This is a genomic window from Mesorhizobium calcicola, assembly GCF_042682105.1.
Lineage (GTDB): Bacteria > Pseudomonadota > Alphaproteobacteria > Rhizobiales > Rhizobiaceae > Mesorhizobium > Mesorhizobium calcicola.
This window is the reverse complement of the sequence record NZ_JBHUGY010000001.1, coordinates 78,711-96,096: the sequence shown is the minus strand read 5'-3', so window position 1 is coordinate 96,096 and position 17,386 is coordinate 78,711. Positions and strand designations below refer to the sequence as shown.

Sequence of the window (17,386 nt, the reverse complement as noted above, 5' to 3'; positions counted from 1 at the left end):
ATGACAACAGCGCTCGACCTCAGACGATCAATTGCCGACATCGCGCTGCACCCTCACCCTGCCTTCTTGCCCCGCCTCCCCTTGACGGCAGCGGCGGCCCGCGCCTCAACCACCCGCTCCACCTGCCGCTTCAGCTCGTCCTTGATATCGGCCGTCTCGCGCATCAGGGCGTCGATCTTCAGGAAATCGAGCACGCGGAATTTCGAGACCGCAGGGCGGACCAGGATGTCGGGGCGGCTTTGCTTCAGCTTGTTGGCGATGATCGATTGCATCATCAGCTGCGTGGCGCCGAACATCAGGTCGACGGAGGTCGGCTGCTTGCGGTCGGCTTCCTCCGGCGCGCCGACGACGTCGACACCGATGATGATGTCGGCATCGTTCTCGATCAGGTCGAACGGCACGGGGTTGTAGATGCCGCCGTCGATCAGCAGCCTTCCGTCGCGCGTCACCGGGCGAAACACGGCGGGAATGGCGGCCGAGGCGGCAAGCGCCGAGTGCAGGTCGCCGTCTTCGAAGACCGCGAGCTTGTGGCCGAAATAGTCGGTCGCGGTCACCTTGAGCGGGATCTTGAGCTCGGCGAAAGTTTCGGGAATGGCCTCGGGCAGAAACGCCTTCAGGATGCGCTCGACGTTGAACTGGCTGACGCGGATGCCGTTCTGCATGGCCTCGGCGATGGTGCCCGGCCGCGCCCGCCACATGCGGCTCGCCACTTCGGCGCGGCGGCCGAGGATCGAGCGGGCATAGTGGTGGATGTCCTTGCCGGTCATGCCGGCGGCCATGCCGGCACCCATGATGGCGCCGATCGACGAGCCGGCTATGGCCACCGGCCTGATGCCCAATTCGTCCAGCGCCTCGATGACATGGATATGCGCCAGCCCGCGCGCACCGCCGCCACCAAAGGCGATGCCGAAGGTCGGGCTCGGCCTTGGGCTCATCCCTTGCCGGCCCCGGCCAGTTTCGGTCCGATGACCATGATGGTCGGCTCGGCCGACAGCAGCTTTTTCGCCGCCGCCTTGACCTGGTCGAGGGTCACCGCGTTGATGTAGCCGGTGCGGCGCTGCATGTAGTCGATGCCGAGATCGTCGAGCTGCAGCTCGACCAGCGTCGAGGCAATGGAGCTCGAAGAATCCAGATTGTTGATGGCGTAGGCGCCGATCATGTACTTCTTGGTCGCGGCCAGCTCCGCCTCGGTCGGACCCTGCTCGGCCAGTTGCTTGACCACGTCGCGGACGATGCCCAGCGTCTCGGCCGCCCGGTCCGACCGGGTCCCGGTGCTGACGACCAGCGCGTCGGCGTGATCCTGGTTGACCATCGAGGAGTTGACGCTGTAGGCCAGCCCGCGTTTTTCGCGCACCTCCTGGAACAGGCGCGAGGTGAAGGTGCCGCCGCCGAGGATCTCGTTCATCAGCACGGCGGCAAAGAAATCCGGCGCCTTGCGCTTCACGCCGGGATAGGCGAGCTGCAGCGAGGTCTGCGGCAGGTCGTAGTCGACCTCGACATGCTGCGCCAGCTTCGGGTCGATGTCGGCGACGGGAGCGAGCGCCTGGTTTTGCGGCAGGTCGCCGAACACCATGTCGAGCTTCTTCTTCAGCGTCTCGGGGTCGATGGCGCCGACCACGGCGACATGCAGGCCGCCGCGCGCGAACACCGCTCTGTGCAAGGCTTTCAAATCATCCGGCGTGATGGTGGCGATGCTCTGCCTGGTGCCCTGGTCGGAGCGGGAATAGGGATGATCGCCATAGAGGGCGCGCGCCCATTTGTTCTGCGCGACCGTATCGGGGTCGTTCTCGCCGGCGATGATGCCGGACAGGATCTGGGCGCGGATGCGGTCGATCGGCGCCTGGTCGAAGCGCGGCTCGTTGACCGCCAGCCGCAACAGGTCGAACGCCTGGTCGCGCTGCTCGGCCAGCATCCGCATCGAGCCATAGATGCCGTCGCGGCTCTCGTCGAAGCTCATCTCGGCGCCGGCATCGTCGAGCTTGATCTGAAAGGCTTCACTGTCGAGCGGACCCGCACCTTCGTCGAACAGGCCGGTCATCAGATTGGCCAGGCCCTCCTTGCCGACCGGATCCTGCGTCGAGCCGCCGCCGAAGACGAAGCGGATGGCGACGACCGGCACGGAATAGTCCTCGACCAGCCAGGCGGTGATGCCTTTTGGCGAGGTGACGGACTGGATGTCCATGGCGCGCGCGGTGAGTGCCGGCAGGATCAGGAAGAGGAGGGAGAGGAAGAGGGTGATCAGCCGGGCGGCGGCGCGTCGGGACTTGCCTTCTCCCCTTGCGGGAGAAGGTGGATCGGCGCGCAGCGCCGAGACGGTTGAGGGGTGTTGGCCGGAGTGCATTCGGCGCCAAGCTGGAGCACCCCTCATCCGACCGAGCTGCGCTCGGCCACCGCCCGGGGGCGAGCCACTGGTCTCGCCCCGACCTTCGGACCCCACAAGGCGAGACGGCAAGGGCGCGCCCGTGCGCATAGGATTCGCGCTCTTCATCATCAATTCCCCGCCTGTTGCTGCGGCAGCAGATATCCGGTCGTCGACCGGCCGAGCACCAGGTAGCGTGCTGCGGCGGCCTTGACCTCGTCGGCGGTGACCTTGCGGATGCGGTCGGGCCATTGCTGGACGTCCTGGACGTTGCCGCCGGTGGCCAGCGTCGAGCCATAGATGTTGGCCATGGACTCCTGCTTGTCGCGGGCAAATATCATCGACCTGATATAGCGGTCCTTGGCCTTTTCCAGTTCCGCCGGCGTGACGCCGTCCCTGACGATGCGTGCCACCTCGGCATCGACCGCCGCTTCGATGTCGGCGATCTTGGCGTCGCCGCGCGGCGCGCCATAGGCGGTGAAATTGGTGTCGTCGAGCATGGAGCCCTGGAAATAGGCGCCGGCGTTGGACGCGATGCCTTGCTGGACGACGAGCGCCTGGTAGAGCCGGCTGCGGTTGCCGCCGCCGAGGATTTCGGCCAGCAGGTCGAGCGCTTCCGCCTCGCCCGGCTTGCCCGAATGATAGGACGGCACCACCCATTGCGTGGAAAAGCTCGGCACGCTGACGCGGGCATCGGAGAGCGTGACCGTGCGCTTCGTGTTCTGCTCCGGTTCGACCGGGCGGATGCGCGGCGGCAGATCCGGGCCGCGGGCGACCTTGCCATAGGTCTTCTGCGCCAGCGCCTTCACCGTCTCAGGCTCGACATCGCCGGCCACGATCAGTACGGCGTTGTTGGGCCGGTAGTATTTGTCATAGAAGGCGGTGGCGTCGGTGCGGTTCAGCTGTTCCATCTCCTGCATCCAGCCGATGACCGGGATGCGATAGGGCTGGTTCTGCCACAGCGTGGCATCGACTTCCTCGTCCAGCACCGCCTCGGGATTGTTGTCGATGCGCGAGCGGCGCTCCTCGAGGATGACGTCGCGCTCGGTCTTGATGACATCGTCGGTGAGGATGAGGTTGCGCATGCGGTCGGCCTCGAAGCTCATCATCAGTTCGAGCGCCGACGGCGCCACCGTCTCGTGGAAGGCGGTGTAGTCGTAGGAGGTGAAGGCGTTGTTGGAGCCGCCGATGTCGGAGACGGCACGGTCGAACTCGCCGGCGGCATGATGGGTCGTCGCCTTGAACATCAGATGCTCGAAGAAATGGGCGATGCCGGACTTGCCGGGCGGCTCGTCGGCGCTACCGATCTTGTACCAAACCATATGGGTGACGATCGGCGCGCGGTGGTCGGGGATGACGACGACCTCCATGCCGTTCTCGAGCAGGAAGTCCGTCACCTTGAACTCGTCCGGCTTCGTGTTGGCCAACACGGAGCTGTCGGCCAGCGCCGGACCGGTCATGATGAAAGCCAGCGACGTCGCCAGCAGCGTTGCGCGCAGCCATTCAGCCTGAAATGTCATCAATTGCTCCGGTTTCTCGGCAGGACGATAGGCAAGGTGGTGGCGACAAGCAAAGTTAATTGTTGGTCATGTTGCCGGCAAAGGCGGCGGCAAAGAGGCCGGCCATGGACGCAGGGGGATCAGGCGGCCTCGATGAAGCGGATCACCGTCTCGCCATAGTTGCGCTCGTCCAGCACGGCAAAGCCGGGGCCTGGCTCGAAGGGAGCTGCGGCTGCCTCCTCGACCACGCACAGCGCGCCGGGGCGCAGCCAGCCGCCGGCCCTGGCCGACTGCAAGGCGCGCTCGCCAAGGCCCTTGCCGTAAGGCGGATCGGCGAAGACGAGGCCGAACGGCGCCAGCGTGCCGGCCTCGCCGAGACCGGTGGCATCGCGGCGAAAGATCTTGGTGCGGCCGGTCAGGCCGAAGGCCTCGACATTGTCGCGGATCAGGCCACGGCCTTCCGCCGATTCCTCGATGAAGACACCGTAGGACGCACCGCGCGACAGCGCTTCGAGACCGAGCGCGCCGGTGCCGGCGAACAGGTCGAGCACGCGCGCGCCGTCCAGCTGCTCGGCGAAGCGATGCGCCAGCACGTTGAAGACGGCCTCGCGGGTGCGATCGGTCGTCGGACGAATGGCGCTGCTGCGGGGCGTCGCCAGGGGACGCCCGCGGAACTCGCCGCCGACGATTCTCATTTCGCGCCGGGCCTCATTTCAATCCGGGCCTCATCTGGTTCTGGGGCCCCTGGGTCCGCCGCGCGGCCCGTCACCACCTGGGCGCTCGCCACGCGGCTTGCCGAACGGCCTGGCGCCGGCCGGTTTGCCGCCGGCGGGCTTGCCATAAGACGGCTTGAACGATGCCTTGCGCGCCTTGGCGTCAGCCGCCTTGGCCGCGTCGGCCTCCGCCCGGCCCTTGCCGATCGGCCGCGCGCCCGGCGCCATCCAGACATTGGCCTTGCGCTGGCCTGGGGGCTCGATCGGCCGCTGCTCGCGCTCGGACTTCTTGCCGCCGCCCGGCTTGCCGCCGAAGCCACCGCGCGGCTTGTCGCCAAAGCCGCCACGGGGCTTGTCGCCAAAGCTGCGTTCGGGCCTGGGGCCGCGCTCGCCAAAACTCTTTTCCGGCCCGGCGCTTCTGTCGGGACTGGTCGACAATTTGCCCAGTGCCTCGTCGCGGCTGCCTTCGCGGCGCTTGCGGTTCTTGATCAGCCCGCCCTCGCCGATCGGCCGGCGTTCGCCGTCGCGGGTGAATTTCGGCCGTTCCGGCTCCGGCTCGCGGATTTCGGTGCGCCGCACCGGCTTGTTGGAAAACGGCTTTGATATCTCGGCATCGAAATTGGCGCCGGATTCCTCAACCAGACGCTCGCCAAGCTGGTCGCGCAGCACCCGGCCCTTGATCTCCAGCACATGGCCCTCGGCGAGGTCGTCGAGCTGGAACGGCCCGTAGGAAATGCGGATCAGCCGCGTCACATCGAGGCCGATCGCACCCAGGATGTTCTTCACCTCGCGGTTCTTGCCCTCGCGCAGGCCGATGGTCAGCCAGGCGTTGGTGCCTTGCTCGCGGTCGAGCGTCGCTTCGATGGCGCCGTAAAAGACGCCGTCGACGGCAATGCCTTCACGCAGGCCGGCAAGCGCGCTTTCCTCGACCTTGCCGTGGACGCGCACGCGGTAGCGGCGCAGCCAGCCGGTGGCCGGCAGTTCGAGCACGCGCGCCAGGCCGCCGTCATTGGTGAGCAGCAGCAGGCCTTCGGTGTTGATGTCGAGGCGGCCGATGGTCATCAGCCGCGGCAATTCAGCCGGCAGCACGTCGAAGACGGTCTTGCGGCCCTCGGGATCGCGGTTGGTGGTGACGACGCCGGCCGGCTTGTGGAACAGGAACAGGCGTGTGCGCTCGATCGGCGGGATTTCCATGCCGTCGAGATGGATGATGTCGTCGGGCATGACGTTGAAAGCCGGCGAGGTCAGCGCCCGGCCATTGACCTTGACGCGGCCGGCGGCGATCAGTTCCTCGGCATCGCGGCGCGAAGCAAGGCCGGCGCGCGCCAGCCGCTTGGCGATGCGCTCGCCTGCCTCTTCGGTCACTTCGGCGGAACGCGGACGCGGCTTAAAGCCAGCGCCCGATGCCCCTTGCGGCCGATCACTGAAGTCGCGCTTGGGACGATCGCCACCGAAGTCACGTTTCGGGCGATCGGCGAAATCGCGCTTGGGGCGGTCGAAGCGCCTTTCGCCGCCCTCCGCTGCCGCCGGACGATCGCCGCGCGGTGCATAAGGCTTGCGCGGTCCTTCGCGCTTTTCATAGGGCTTGCGCTCGCCTTCGGCTGCCATCGGGCGGTCGCCGCGCGGCGCATAGGGCTTGCGCGGCCCTTCGCGCTTTTCATACGGCTTGCGCTCGCCTTCGGCCGCCATCGGGCGATCGCCGCGCGGCGCATAGGGCTTGCGCGGCCCCTCGCGCTTTTCATACGGCTTGCGCTCGCCTTCAGCCGCCATCGGGCGGTCGCCGCGCGGCGCATAGGGTTTGCGCGGTCCTTCGCGCTTTTCATACGGCTTGCGCTCGCCTTCGGCCGCCATCGGGCGATCGCCGCGCGGCGCATAGGGTTTGCGCGGTCCTTCGCGTTTCTCAAAAGGCTTGCCTTCGGGACGCGCCCCCTTGCTGAACGGCTTGTCGCCGCCCTTGAAGTCGCGCTTCGGCCGCTCGCCCTCAGTGGCCATCGGCCGGTCGCCGCGCGGTGCGTAAGGTTTCTTGGCGCCAAAGGACGGCTTGCCACCTTTGCCGGCGGCGGCATCACGGCTACGCGGTCCAGCAGCTTTCGAGCCGCTCCGGACCGCACCCTTTTTGGGTCGGAATTTCTTGTCGTTGTCGTCCATGTGGCCTTTGTCCGTTTGCGCTGCTACAGCGTGGCGCATCCTTTTGGGCGCGCAACGAACGCTGTAGCACTTTTGATTTGGCGCATGATCATTTCCGAAAACCGAGTCCGATTTTCGAGGTTATGCGCTCAATAACAGGATCACCAGAGTTTGTCAGGGAAAAGTGGAGGCCGGTTTTTCCGAGAAGACAAACGAAACCAAAAGCCTGGAGTGGCGAGGAGACAATCGGAATGGAGATCGCGTGAAGCGGCCGGATTTCATGGCGCTGGCGCTGAAAGAGGCTGAAGCCGCCGCCGCGCGCGGCGAAGTGCCGGTCGGCGCCGTCATCGCCAGCGGCAGCGCGGTCGTTGCCAGTGCCGGCAACCGCACCCGCGAGCTTGCCGACCCGACGGCCCATGCCGAGATGCTGGTCATCCGCGAAGCCTGCCGCAAACTCTCGAGCGAGCGGCTCACCGGCCATGATCTCTATGTGACGCTGGAGCCTTGCGCCATGTGCGCCGGCGCCATTTCCTTTGCCCGGCTGCGCCGGCTCTATTTCGGCGCCGCCGACGACAAGGGCGGCGCGGTGGTCAATGGCGCGCGGTTCTTCGCCTCGCCGACCTGCCACCACGCGCCCGACGTCTATCCGGGCATGGGCGAGACCGAGGCGGCCCTGCTGCTCAAAGCATTTTTCCGGGAGAAGCGCGACTGAACCGGGCGCAGCGCCCGGCAACGCAAAAGCAACGAAGCGTAGCCCGCCTTTACAGGGACGGCAGCCAGTCGAACCAGCCGCCGCTCTTCTTGCCTTGCGCCTCTTTCTTGAGGCGGCGTTCCTTCTTGTACTCGTCCTCGCCAAGCTCGTTCTGCGGCGCCGTGTCGGAGGCGACGCGATACTGCACCGGCGGTTCGCTCAGATATTTGCGGACGTTCGGGTCACCCTGCTTGCTTTCGGCAAGACGGCGTTGAATTTCCGCGGCGCGGCCCTTGTCCGAATCCGCAGGAGTCCAGCGCGGCGGGTGGCTCGATCCCGAATCCGCCATCGCCTTTCTGACCGATTCGGGGTCGCTCTGCACGTCGTCGACGATTTCCGACTGGTAAGCCGGGTCGTTCTGATGGGCGGTTGCGTCGGCGCGCAGGCGGGCGCGGCGCTGCTCTGGCGATTCGGGCCATTCGGCGCTCGCCGTCTCGATGCTGTCCTGCGGCGCCGGCAGCGCTTCCTTCTGGCCTGGCGCCGGCTTGACCAGCGTCGGACGCGGCTTGTAGTCGATCTGTTCCCTGCGCTTGGGCGCAAACGAAAAGGCACCGGAAATATCACCGGCCAGCTGCTCGCCGGCGGTCTTGTCGGTGCCATAGGTCGGAGAGCCCACGCAGCCGGACAAAGCCAGGCCCGATGCGACAAGCGGCGCCAGCAGCGCAAGGCGCGCGTTATATCTATCGGTCATGCCAAAAAGTCCCACTCTAGACAGCCTCTCGATTGCCACCGGCCTTGTGTCCGGTCCCCATCATCCAAGCACTTGCGACGGAAATCCGGCGACATTTTGTCTTCCGGAGTTTCGCGTGTTTACCTCAACCACTCGTTAAGGGCAACGCGCGGGCGGTTATCGTCCGCCCGGCGTGGCATTTGTGCACCGATAGAGCCTTTCCGATCGGCCGGCCTGTCACAGCCGGCCAAGCGCCTTCAACTCGTGCAGCACCGCCGCATCCCTAGCCGAAACGTCTGGAAACGCAGCGTCCTGTCCGACATCGGCGGTGTAGCGCCAGGACCGTGCGCATTTCACCAGGCCGCGGTCCTCGGCCTTCTCGACCACCACGGCGACACCCCTGACGTCGTCGAGCGTGAAGGCACCTGCCGGTGCTTCGCCATGAGCGATGACCAGATCGCTGGTGATCGCCATCTCGGCCATATCGACATCGGATATCGCCGCTTCGAGCGTCGCATCGTTGATTGTGACGACCGGCACCGCTTCCAGCGACGAACCGATCACCTTCTGGGCGCGTGCGATCTCCAGCGCGCCGGTGACGACGCGTCGCACCTGCCGCACCTTGCGCCACTTTTCCGCCAGCGCTTCGTTCTTCCAGTCCGCCGGGATTGGCGGAAACTGGTCGAGATGCACCGAGACGGCGTCCGGATGACGGTCGAGCCAAGCTTCTTCCATGGTGAAGGGCAGCATCGGCGCCAGCCATTTCACCAAGCAGTCGAAGAGATGGCGCACCACCTGCACCGAGGCCTTGCGCTTAACGCTCGATGGCGCGTCGCAGTAGAGGGCATCCTTGCGGATGTCGAAATAGAAGGCCGACAGCTCGACCACCATGAAATCGAGCAGCGTGCGCGTGATGCGCTTGAACTCGAAGGCGTCATAGCCCGAGCGCACGACCTCATCCAACTCGGCCAGCCGGTGCAGCATCAGCCGCTCCAGCTCCGGCATCTTGTCCAGCGGCATCTCTTCGCCATCGTCATGGGCAAGCGTGCCCAGCATCCAGCGGATGGTGTTGCGCAGCTTGCGATAGGCGTCGATGTTGGTCTGCAGCACATTCTTGCCGAGCCGCTGGTCTTCCCAATAGTCTGTCGTCACCACCCATAGACGCAGGATGTCGGCGCCCGACTGTTTGATGACGTCCTGCGGCACGACGGTGTTGCCGAGCGACTTCGACATCTTGCGGCCATCCTCGTCCATGGTGAAGCCATGGGTGACGACGGTGTCGTAAGGCGCCCTGCCCCTGGTGCCGCAGCTTTCCAGCAGCGAGGAGTGGAACCAGCCGCGATGCTGGTCGGAGCCTTCGAGATAGACGTCGGCCGGCCATTTGAGATCCGGACGATCCTCCAGCGTGAAGGCGTGCGTCGAGCCCGAATCGAACCAGACGTCGAGGATGTCCATCACCTGCTTCCACCTGGATGCATCGTGATTGCCGAGAAAACGTTCCTTGGCGCCGGCGGCGAACCAGGCGTCGGCGCCCTCCTGCTCGAAGGCGTCCATGATGCGCTGGTTGACCGCCTCGTCCTTCAGCACATTGCCGTCGGCATCGGCGAAGACGGCGATCGGCACGCCCCAGGCGCGCTGGCGCGACAGCACCCAGTCGGGCCGCTCCTCGATCATGGCGCGGATGCGGTTCTGGCCGGCGGCGGGCACGAAACGGGTGTCGTCGATCGCCTTCAGCGCGCGGCTGCGCAACGTCGAGCCGTCGCCGAGGTCCTTGTCCATGTAGACGAACCACTGCGGCGTGTTGCGGAAGATGATCGGCTTCTTCGACCGCCAGGAATGCGGATAGGAATGTTTCAGCCGGCCGCGTGCGAACAGCGCGTTGCGTTTGATCAACTCGTCGATGACGGCCTGGTTGGCATTGCCCTTCTTGCCGTTGTCGTCGATGACGCGTGCGGCTCCACTCTCGCGGTCGGGGCCGAAACCCGGCGCGTCCTTGGTGAAGAAGCCGCCATCGTCGACGGTGAACGGGATGGCGCTGTCGATGCCGCGGGCGCGCAAGTCGGCGGCGGCATCCATCCAGGCGTCGAAGTCCTCGCGGCCGTGGCCGGGCGCGGTGTGGACGAAGCCGGTGCCGGCATCGTCGGTGACATGGTCGCCGGCGAGCATCGGCACGGGAAATTCGTAGCCGCCGCCAAAGCCCTTGAAGGGATGCGAAAGCGTAAGGCTGCCAAGCTCTTGTGCCGAAACGCTGTGAAGCCGGTTCAAGGTGACCTTGGCCTTGGTGGCGGAGTCTTCCGCCAGCGCATCGGCGAAGATCAGCTTTTCGCCCGGCTGCGGGCCGAACGCGTTCTCGGCCGCCGTGACCTCGTAGAGGCCATAGCCGATACGCGGCGAATAGTTGACGGCGCGGTTGCCGGGGATGGTCCAGGGCGTCGTCGTCCAGATGACGACATGAGCTTCCAGCAGGTCAAGCGACGTCTCGCTCAGCCTTGCCGGCTCTTCAGCATTGGCGACCTGTCGAGCAAGGCTGGCGACCGGAAACTTAACCCAGATCGTGTCGGACTCGTAGTCCTGATACTCGACCTCGGCCTCGGCCAGTGCCGTGCGCTCGACCACGCTCCACATCACCGGCTTGGAGCCGCGATAGAGCTGGCCCGACATGGCGAACTTCAGCAGCTCGCCGGCGATGCGTGCCTCGGCATGGAAAGCCATTGTCGTGTAGGGGTTCTTGAAGTCGCCGATGACGCCGAGCCGCTGGAACTCGCCGCCCTGCACCGTGATCCAGTGCGCGGCGAACTCGCGGCATTCCTTGCGGAACTCGTTGACCGGCACCTCGTCCTTGTTCTTGCCCTTGGCGCGATACTGCTCCTCGATCTTCCATTCGATCGGCAGACCATGGCAGTCCCAGCCCGGCACGTAGTTCGAATCATAACCACGCATCTGGAACGAGCGGGTGATGACGTCCTTGAGGATCTTGTTCAGCGCATGGCCGATATGGATGTTGCCGTTGGCGTAGGGGGGACCGTCATGCAGCACGTATTTGGTGCGGCCGGCCGCGCTCTCGCGCAGCTTGCGATAGAGGTCCATGTCCTGCCAGCGCTTGACCAGCAGCGGCTCCTTCTCGGGCAAGCCGGCGCGCATCGGGAAATTCGTCTGCGGCAAATAAAGCGTCTTGGAATAGTCGAGCGTTGAATTGTTGGGCGTTTCGTCGGTCATTGGTCTGCCATGTGCGTGCCCGGCCAGACGGCCTGCGGCGTTGAAGTCTTCGCTTTGACGCATATCGTTTCCCAAAACCGGAGCCACTTTTGGGCGATCTGCGTTGATGATCTGGAAAAGCGCGAGAGGCCGCGCGCAAGATTCCCGGCGGCTCCGGCGACCCTCAGGCCGCCCGGAACACCGGGCCGGTAATTCGTATCGTCAGCGCGTGAAGGCGCGAAAAGCTCGTCATTGGTGGGCTTTTAGCGGAGATAGGCGCAGGAATAAAGCGTCTCTCGTTCGATTCCGTTACATCGTAAAATCGAAGCGGTAGGTGGTCGACACGCCGATCATGAACTGGTTGCGGTCGCCGCGTTCCCTGACCAGGCTGGAATCGGCCGCCGGTCCCATCAGACGCGAATATTCACCGAACAGGCTGGCGGTCATCGGCTCGGTCACCTTCCAGGTTATGGCGCCACCGAGGCCGGTCGATTTCAGGCCGCCGCCGGGATGGTATTCGCTGAGGCCCGAGGCCACCGCTTCCTGCGCGTCGACGCCGTAATAGGCGTCGAAATACTTGGCCGAGGCGAACGACACACGCGGGCCGCCCGAAATCCTGATTGTTGGCGTCACATCGTAGAAGGCGTCGGCGGCGATGTCGACGACAAAGCCGTTATGGGCGCGAATGCCGTGGCGCAGTTCGGCGCGGGCGCGCAGCCAGTCGGTCGGATAGAACTCGAAGAAGCCGCCGACCTCCCCGCCCCAGCGCACCGGATCGAGGCCCTTCAGTTCATCGGCATTGTCATCGTCACGGGAAAACAGGAATTTGCCGGTCAGACCGGCGCGAACGCCGCCATCGTCGACCAGCGCCAGCGAGATGTTGTCGTTGCGCGAGGTGAAGCGGGCCGCCGGTCCGGCCTTGCCCAGCGAGATGATCGGCGAGCCGCTGAGCAGGTACTTCTTGCCGCCCTCGAAGTTCGGCGCGATCATGCCGGTGGCGCCGACGGTCAGATACCAGTCGCCGGACAGCCAACTGCCCTCGCCCGCATTGGCGGCGCCCGCGCCACCCAGCAACGCAGCGGCCAACACCATAGAGATTCTTCCGACCGGACTCATGGCCACTCCACTAACACAACGCACGCGGTTGCCGATGACAGCTTTTGACGGTCGTTTGGTAAAATTTGATTTAAACCCGAGACATCCGATCGCGGTTTGCTGTGCTGCCGCTGTCGGCCATCGGCTGGACGTTGGCAGGCGCCGGGACTAACCTCCATTTGGCAGTATCCCGCAGCCTTGATGGAGACCGCGACAATGACCCTGCATGGCGACGCCTTGAAAACCGCGATCGAACAGACACGGACAAAATGGGGATGGTTCGTCGCGCTCGGCGTGCTGCTGCTTATCTTCGGCGGCATTGCCTTCGGCAATCTGTTCATCGCCACCGTGGCTTCGGTCTATGTCGTGGGATGGCTGATGCTGATGGCCGGCGTCATCGAGATCGTGCATGCCTTCGGCGTCAAGACCTGGAGCCGCTTCTTCTACTGGCTGCTCAGCGGGCTGCTCTATGCCGTCGCCGGATTTTTTGCCTTCGACAATCCGCTGCTTGCCTCGGCGGTTTTGACCTTCCTGTTGGCGATCGCGCTTGTCGCTTCCGGGGTCCTGCGGGCCTGGGTCGGCTTCAGCCACCGGCCCGAACGCGGCTGGGGCTGGATCGTCGCGGCCGGTGTCATCAGCGCGCTTGCCGGTCTGATCATCGCCATGGGCTGGCCGGTCAACAGCCTGTGGGTGCTCGGCCTGTTTCTGGCGATCGACCTGATCTTCCAGGGCTGGACCTTCATCGCCGTCGGCCTGGCGCTGAAAAAGTAGCCTAATTTAAAACGCCATGGCCGCGTCGAGATCGGAGAGCGGCTTGACGCCGGCGAGCAGCGCGCGCGCCTCGGCTTCATCGCGCTTCATCTGCGCGACCAGCGCATCCAGCCCTTCGAACTTCACCTCCGGGCGCAGGAAACCGAAGAAGGAAACCTGGCAGACCTCGCCATAGAGGTCGCCCGAGAAATCGAAGACAAAGGTTTCCAGCAGCGGCGCGCCATTGTCGTCGACGGTCGGGCGACGGCCGAAGCTGGCGACACCGTCGTGAAGCGTGCCGTCGGCGCGACGAAAACGGACGGCATAGATGCCCTCCTTGAGCGCAGCTTCCGCGGAAAGCCTCATATTCGCGGTTGGAAAGCCAAGCGTGCGGCCGAGTTGCTGGCCGCCCACAACCTCGCTTTCGACGGTAAAGCGATAGCCGAGCAGTCCTGCGGCCTCGGCAACCTCGCCCTTGCTCAGCAACCCGCGGATGCGGCTCGACGACACCACCTCGGCGCCCTCGTCACGAAAGGCGTCGACGAGCGTGACGCCGAAGCCGTGGCGCTCGCCTGCCGCCATCAGGTAGGCCGGGCCGCCTTGACGGTCCTTGCCGAAATGGAAATCGAACCCGGTCACGGCATGGGTGATGCCAAGGTTCTTTTCCAGCACATCGGTCACGAATGCTTCCGCCGATAGCGAGGCGAAGTCGCGCGTGAACGGCTGTTCGACGAGCGCGGCAAAACCCAGCAACGACAGGAGCCGCGCCTTCATCGGCGGCGGCGTCAGCACGAACAACGGCATATCCGGCCTGAAGATCTTTCGCGGATGCGGTTCGAATGTCAGCACCAGGGCCGGCACACCGCGCCGCCCGGCCTCGGCCAGGGCCCGCTCGAGCACCGCCTGATGGCCGCGATGGACACCGTCGAAATTGCCGATCGCCACCACGCCGCCACGCAATTCGGCGGGCAGCGGCGTGGTTGCCAAAATGTGCTGGAAGGCTGCCATCGTTACCTACCGCAGTCTGGGAATGACAGCCACCGGACGATACCCATGCTTTTCCAGGAAGATCGCCAGCCTTGCCAGATCCGGTTGCAATGCATCGCCATAGTCGCGTGCATGGATGCCGCCGGACACATAGAGAACGTCGAAGCCATTGTCGACCGCACCCTTCACGTCGGTCATCATGCCATCGCCGATGGCCAGCACTTGTGAACGCTCGACCGGCCGGCCAAGAATCTCCGCAACCTCCTTCATCGCGACGTTATAGACCGGCGCGTAGGGCTTTCCGGCGATCAATGTGCGGCCGCCGAGGTGGGCATAGTCGCGGGCCAGCGCCCCGGCACACCAGATGATGCGTTCGCCGCGCTCGACCACGATATCGGGATTTGCGCAGATGAAGGGCAGGTTTCTGGCGCGCAACCGCCGCAGAAGCTCGGCGTAATCCTCGGGCTTTTCGACCTCGTCATCGAACAGACCGGTGCAGACGACGCCAGACGCCTCGAATTCCTCGACAAGCTCGACGTCTAGACCGTCATAGAGGGTGAAATCGCGGTCGGCGCCGATATGGAAAATCCTGGCGGGGCCCTCAGCGATCAGGTCGCGGGTCACATCGCCTGACGTGACGACACGGTCGTAGGCCGATGGTGGAACGCCGATCGCGTTCATCTGCGCCACGACGTCGGCACTTCTGCGCGGCGAATTGGTGATCAGGACAACCGGGATTTCTGCCTCTCGAGCCCTCGCCAGCGCCGAGGCCGCGACGGGAAAGTGCCTCTCGCCATTGTGCACCACACCCCAGACATCGCATAGGATTGCCGAATAGGCCTTCGACACGTCTTCGAGCGAGCCGATGATTTCAGGCGAATCCGCCATGCCGTTTCCTTCAGTCATCTTCATTGCGAGCGCCGCGGCCGACGGTTCGCCGCAGCCGGTTCGGAATTAACCGAACCGCTCCGACCTGTCACCAGCTTTCGCCCGGGCCGCTGCGTATCGTCGGTTGAGCGGCACTTTCTCGATGCGAGATGTCCCACCGGCCGGCGAGGATGATGAACGAGGTCGCCGGATTGGTTAGCGGTTGGTGAAGTGCTGACCAAGCAATCGAGCGGTTTCCCAAACCCGTCCTTCAGCGTTTTGTGGAAAGTTGGCGTTTGATCCAGAATTCGCCGGCGGGGGCCGCTGCAAGACATGCATGAACTTTGGCGCCGGTTCCGCCGCGATAAACGCGGCAACTATGCTCTTATGACGGTCGTTGCGATGATTCCGCTGATGGGCGGCCTGGCGATGGCGGTCGACTTCACCGAGATGAATCGTGAAAAGCAGGCGGTGGCGAATGCGCTCGACGCCGCCAACTTCGCCACGGCGCGCCGACTGACGGAAGGCGCGACCGACGACCAGCTGAGAGCCTATGCGCTCAACTTCTTCAACGCCAACCTCAACGACGTCAATCCCGCCAACGCGACGCTTAGCGTCACCTTGCCAAGCAACGCCAGCGGCGGCGGCCTGCTCAAGATGAGCGCACGGCTTGACTACAATCCCTATTTCTACCCTGTCTTCGGCCAACTCATCGGCAAATCCGAAACCGACGCGAACCAGAAGCTAAGCTTCAACGTCACCTCGGAAGTGCGGCTGAAGAACACTCTGGAAGTTGCCCTGGTGCTCGACAATTCCGGATCGATGACCAAGACCGGCACGGGCTCCGGGCAAAAGCGCATCGATCTTCTCAAGAGTGCGGCCAAACAGCTGGTCGACACGCTCGCCCAGCAAGCGGCAATGATCAAGCAGATCGACAAGCCGGTGCAGTTCGGCCTCGTGCCGTTTGCCGCATCGGTCAATGTCGGCCCCGGCAACGGCAACGCGTCCTGGATGGACACCGAAGGCCTTTCGCCGGTATCGAACGAGAACTTCGACTGGTCGACGCTGAGCACGGCCGACAAATACGCCCAGCAGACCAACGGCATCTGGTACAAGCGCGGCTTCGGATGGGGTGCCGAGGAAGGCCAGATGCTGACGCGGTTTTCGCTCTACCGCGACATGAAGGTCGTCACCAACCACGAGCGCGTCGTCAGCAGCAAGCGCGTGGTTTGCGACGAGTACAACTCGAACAGCACCTGCAAACGCAGCCATGACGAGTATGACTACATCGATTCCTATGGTCCGTTCGCCAGTTGGCAAGGCTGCGTCGAGGCCCGGCCCTATCCCTACAATGTCAACGACGCTACGCCGTCCGGCGGCTCGGCGAACACCGGCATAGGGGTCGGCGATCCGGCAACGATGTTCGTGCCGATGTTCGCCCCGGACGAACCCGGCAATCATTGGAAGCTCACCCAGGATCCCGATGAGGCCATGCCGACAACCTATGGTGCCGTGAACAGCTGGTGGAATGACGACCCGACGAGCAGCACCGGCCAATCCCGGCTGCGCAACATGGCCAAATATTTCCAGCCGCGGCCGATCAATGCGCCGGCATTGCCGGCCGGCAATGGCCCGAACTACAGTTGCACCACCACCCCAATCACGCCACTGACCGATGTCAGCGTCGATGCAGGGCTCACTGCGGTCAAGGCCGCGATCGACCTGATGCAGCCGAATGGCGGCACCAATGTTCCCGAGGGCATGGCCTGGGGCTGGCGGGTGGTTTCGAGCAGCGAGCCGTTCACGCAAGGTCGCCCGGAAGCAGAGAGGGGCAACGACAAGGTCCTGATCGTGCTGACCGACGGCGCCAACACCTACTACACGCCTTCGTCGCTGAGCTATTCCGACCCTGCCGACTCGAAATCGACCTATGCGTCCTATGGCTATCTCCAGCCCGGCTACAACGGCACTTCGGTCGGCCGCCTGTTTCTGGGCACATCGAACGCCATTGGCCAGTTCGACTATTCGAACGGCAACTACACGAGCGCGCTCAACGAGCAAATGGCGACGCTTTGCAACAACGCCAAGGCAGCCAACATCATGGTGATGACGGTGGCGCTCGACCTGTCCACGACCAACACCGGCGATCAGGCGGCGATCGCGGCGCTGAAATCATGCTCGTCGAACTCGCGCTTTCGCAAGGATCCGACGGACGCGAGCAAGCCGGCCAAACTGTTCTGGAATGCGACCGGCGCCACCTTGTCGAACGATTTCAAGGAAATCGGCAACGAACTGTCGAATCTGCGCGTCGTCGGCTGACCGAAGGCACTGGCGCAATGGCTGGCGTCGCCATGCCCTTGCGCGCGCCTGCCG

The 17,386-nt window shown here is 64.6% G+C and carries 13 protein-coding genes; 3 read left to right on the top strand and 10 right to left on the bottom strand.

Annotated features, from left to right (window positions below; translation table 11 throughout):
• Nucleotides 1-53: 53 nt before the first annotated feature.
• The 5 genes from ACFSQT_RS00510 to ACFSQT_RS00490 form a co-directional block, all read right to left on the bottom strand.
• A complete protein-coding gene (locus ACFSQT_RS00510) occupies nucleotides 54-935 on the bottom strand; it encodes a patatin-like phospholipase family protein (RefSeq protein ID WP_379016502.1) in 882 nt (293 codons plus the stop codon).
• Nucleotides 932-2,341: a M16 family metallopeptidase gene (locus ACFSQT_RS00505; protein ID WP_379016501.1), complete on the bottom strand. Its 1,410-nt coding sequence runs from the start codon at nucleotides 2,339-2,341 to the stop codon at nucleotides 932-934. Before ACFSQT_RS00505 ends, ACFSQT_RS00510 begins: the two co-directional genes overlap by 4 nt.
• 149 nt (nucleotides 2,342-2,490) lie before the next feature.
• Nucleotides 2,491-3,879, bottom strand: coding sequence for a M16 family metallopeptidase (locus ACFSQT_RS00500; protein WP_379016500.1), 1,389 nt, complete (start codon nucleotides 3,877-3,879; stop codon nucleotides 2,491-2,493).
• Nucleotides 3,880-3,998: 119 nt separating this feature from the next.
• Entirely contained in the window at nucleotides 3,999-4,553 is a 555-nt protein-coding gene (gene rsmD, locus ACFSQT_RS00495; RefSeq protein ID WP_379016499.1) for a 16S rRNA (guanine(966)-N(2))-methyltransferase RsmD, read from the bottom strand.
• Between the two features lie 30 nt (nucleotides 4,554-4,583).
• Nucleotides 4,584-6,719: a pseudouridine synthase gene (locus ACFSQT_RS00490; protein WP_379016498.1), complete on the bottom strand. Its 2,136-nt coding sequence runs from the start codon at nucleotides 6,717-6,719 to the stop codon at nucleotides 4,584-4,586.
• Between the two features lie 241 nt (nucleotides 6,720-6,960).
• On the opposite strand from ACFSQT_RS00490, the gene ACFSQT_RS00485 reads away from it, so the two are divergent.
• The gene (locus tag ACFSQT_RS00485) at nucleotides 6,961-7,410 is read left to right on the top strand and encodes a nucleoside deaminase (protein WP_379016497.1); all 450 of its coding nucleotides are present in this window, start codon (nucleotides 6,961-6,963) and stop codon (nucleotides 7,408-7,410) included.
• A gap of 49 nt (nucleotides 7,411-7,459) precedes the next feature.
• Here the strand turns inward: ACFSQT_RS00485 and ACFSQT_RS00480 are convergent, their stop codons facing one another.
• From ACFSQT_RS00480 to ACFSQT_RS00470, 3 genes are all read right to left on the bottom strand, one after another.
• The gene (locus tag ACFSQT_RS00480) at nucleotides 7,460-8,140 is read right to left on the bottom strand and encodes a hypothetical protein (RefSeq protein ID WP_379016496.1); all 681 of its coding nucleotides are present in this window, start codon (nucleotides 8,138-8,140) and stop codon (nucleotides 7,460-7,462) included.
• A gap of 216 nt (nucleotides 8,141-8,356) precedes the next feature.
• Nucleotides 8,357-11,335 (bottom strand): isoleucine--tRNA ligase, encoded by a 2,979-nt coding sequence (ileS, locus tag ACFSQT_RS00475; protein ID WP_379016494.1) that lies wholly within the window; start codon nucleotides 11,333-11,335, stop codon nucleotides 8,357-8,359.
• 288 nt (nucleotides 11,336-11,623) lie between these two features.
• The gene (locus ACFSQT_RS00470) at nucleotides 11,624-12,430 is read right to left on the bottom strand and encodes a MipA/OmpV family protein (protein WP_379016493.1); all 807 of its coding nucleotides are present in this window, start codon (nucleotides 12,428-12,430) and stop codon (nucleotides 11,624-11,626) included.
• A 195-nt stretch (nucleotides 12,431-12,625) separates the two neighbouring features.
• Between ACFSQT_RS00470 and ACFSQT_RS00465 the strand changes: the two genes are divergently transcribed.
• Nucleotides 12,626-13,180, top strand: a complete 555-nt coding sequence (locus ACFSQT_RS00465; protein ID WP_379016492.1) for an HdeD family acid-resistance protein — start codon at nucleotides 12,626-12,628, stop codon at nucleotides 13,178-13,180.
• Between the two features lie 6 nt (nucleotides 13,181-13,186).
• On the opposite strand, the gene ACFSQT_RS00460 is transcribed toward ACFSQT_RS00465, so the two are convergent.
• Together ACFSQT_RS00460 and ACFSQT_RS00455 are read right to left on the bottom strand one after the other, a co-directional pair.
• Nucleotides 13,187-14,167, bottom strand: a complete 981-nt coding sequence (locus ACFSQT_RS00460; RefSeq protein ID WP_379016490.1) for a bifunctional riboflavin kinase/FAD synthetase — start codon at nucleotides 14,165-14,167, stop codon at nucleotides 13,187-13,189.
• A gap of 6 nt (nucleotides 14,168-14,173) precedes the next feature.
• Entirely contained in the window at nucleotides 14,174-15,034 is an 861-nt protein-coding gene (locus tag ACFSQT_RS00455; RefSeq protein WP_379016489.1) for a TIGR01459 family HAD-type hydrolase, read from the bottom strand.
• A gap of 312 nt (nucleotides 15,035-15,346) precedes the next feature.
• Between ACFSQT_RS00455 and ACFSQT_RS00450 the strand changes: the two genes are divergently transcribed.
• Nucleotides 15,347-17,332 (top strand): TadE/TadG family type IV pilus assembly protein, encoded by a 1,986-nt coding sequence (locus tag ACFSQT_RS00450; RefSeq protein ID WP_379016488.1) that lies wholly within the window; start codon nucleotides 15,347-15,349, stop codon nucleotides 17,330-17,332.
• Nucleotides 17,333-17,386 lie beyond the last annotated feature (54 nt).

Coding starts and splice junctions, on each gene's coding strand:
- ACFSQT_RS00460 (WP_379016490.1), bottom strand. CDS start 14,167: ATGGCAGCCTTCCAGCACATTTTGGCAACCACGCCGCTGCCCGCCGAA.
- ACFSQT_RS00470 (WP_379016493.1), bottom strand. CDS start 12,430: ATGAGTCCGGTCGGAAGAATCTCTATGGTGTTGGCCGCTGCGTTGCTG.
- ileS (WP_379016494.1), bottom strand. CDS start 11,335: ATGACCGACGAAACGCCCAACAATTCAACGCTCGACTATTCCAAGACG.
- ACFSQT_RS00510 (WP_379016502.1), bottom strand. CDS start 935: ATGAGCCCAAGGCCGAGCCCGACCTTCGGCATCGCCTTTGGTGGCGGC.
- ACFSQT_RS00490 (WP_379016498.1), bottom strand. CDS start 6,719: ATGGACGACAACGACAAGAAATTCCGACCCAAAAAGGGTGCGGTCCGG.
- ACFSQT_RS00480 (WP_379016496.1), bottom strand. CDS start 8,140: ATGACCGATAGATATAACGCGCGCCTTGCGCTGCTGGCGCCGCTTGTC.
- ACFSQT_RS00455 (WP_379016489.1), bottom strand. CDS start 15,034: ATGGCGGATTCGCCTGAAATCATCGGCTCGCTCGAAGACGTGTCGAAG.
- rsmD (WP_379016499.1), bottom strand. CDS start 4,553: ATGAGAATCGTCGGCGGCGAGTTCCGCGGGCGTCCCCTGGCGACGCCC.
- ACFSQT_RS00500 (WP_379016500.1), bottom strand. CDS start 3,879: ATGACATTTCAGGCTGAATGGCTGCGCGCAACGCTGCTGGCGACGTCG.
- ACFSQT_RS00450 (WP_379016488.1), top strand. CDS start 15,347: ATGCATGAACTTTGGCGCCGGTTCCGCCGCGATAAACGCGGCAACTAT.
- ACFSQT_RS00465 (WP_379016492.1), top strand. CDS start 12,626: ATGACCCTGCATGGCGACGCCTTGAAAACCGCGATCGAACAGACACGG.
- ACFSQT_RS00505 (WP_379016501.1), bottom strand. CDS start 2,341: ATGCACTCCGGCCAACACCCCTCAACCGTCTCGGCGCTGCGCGCCGAT.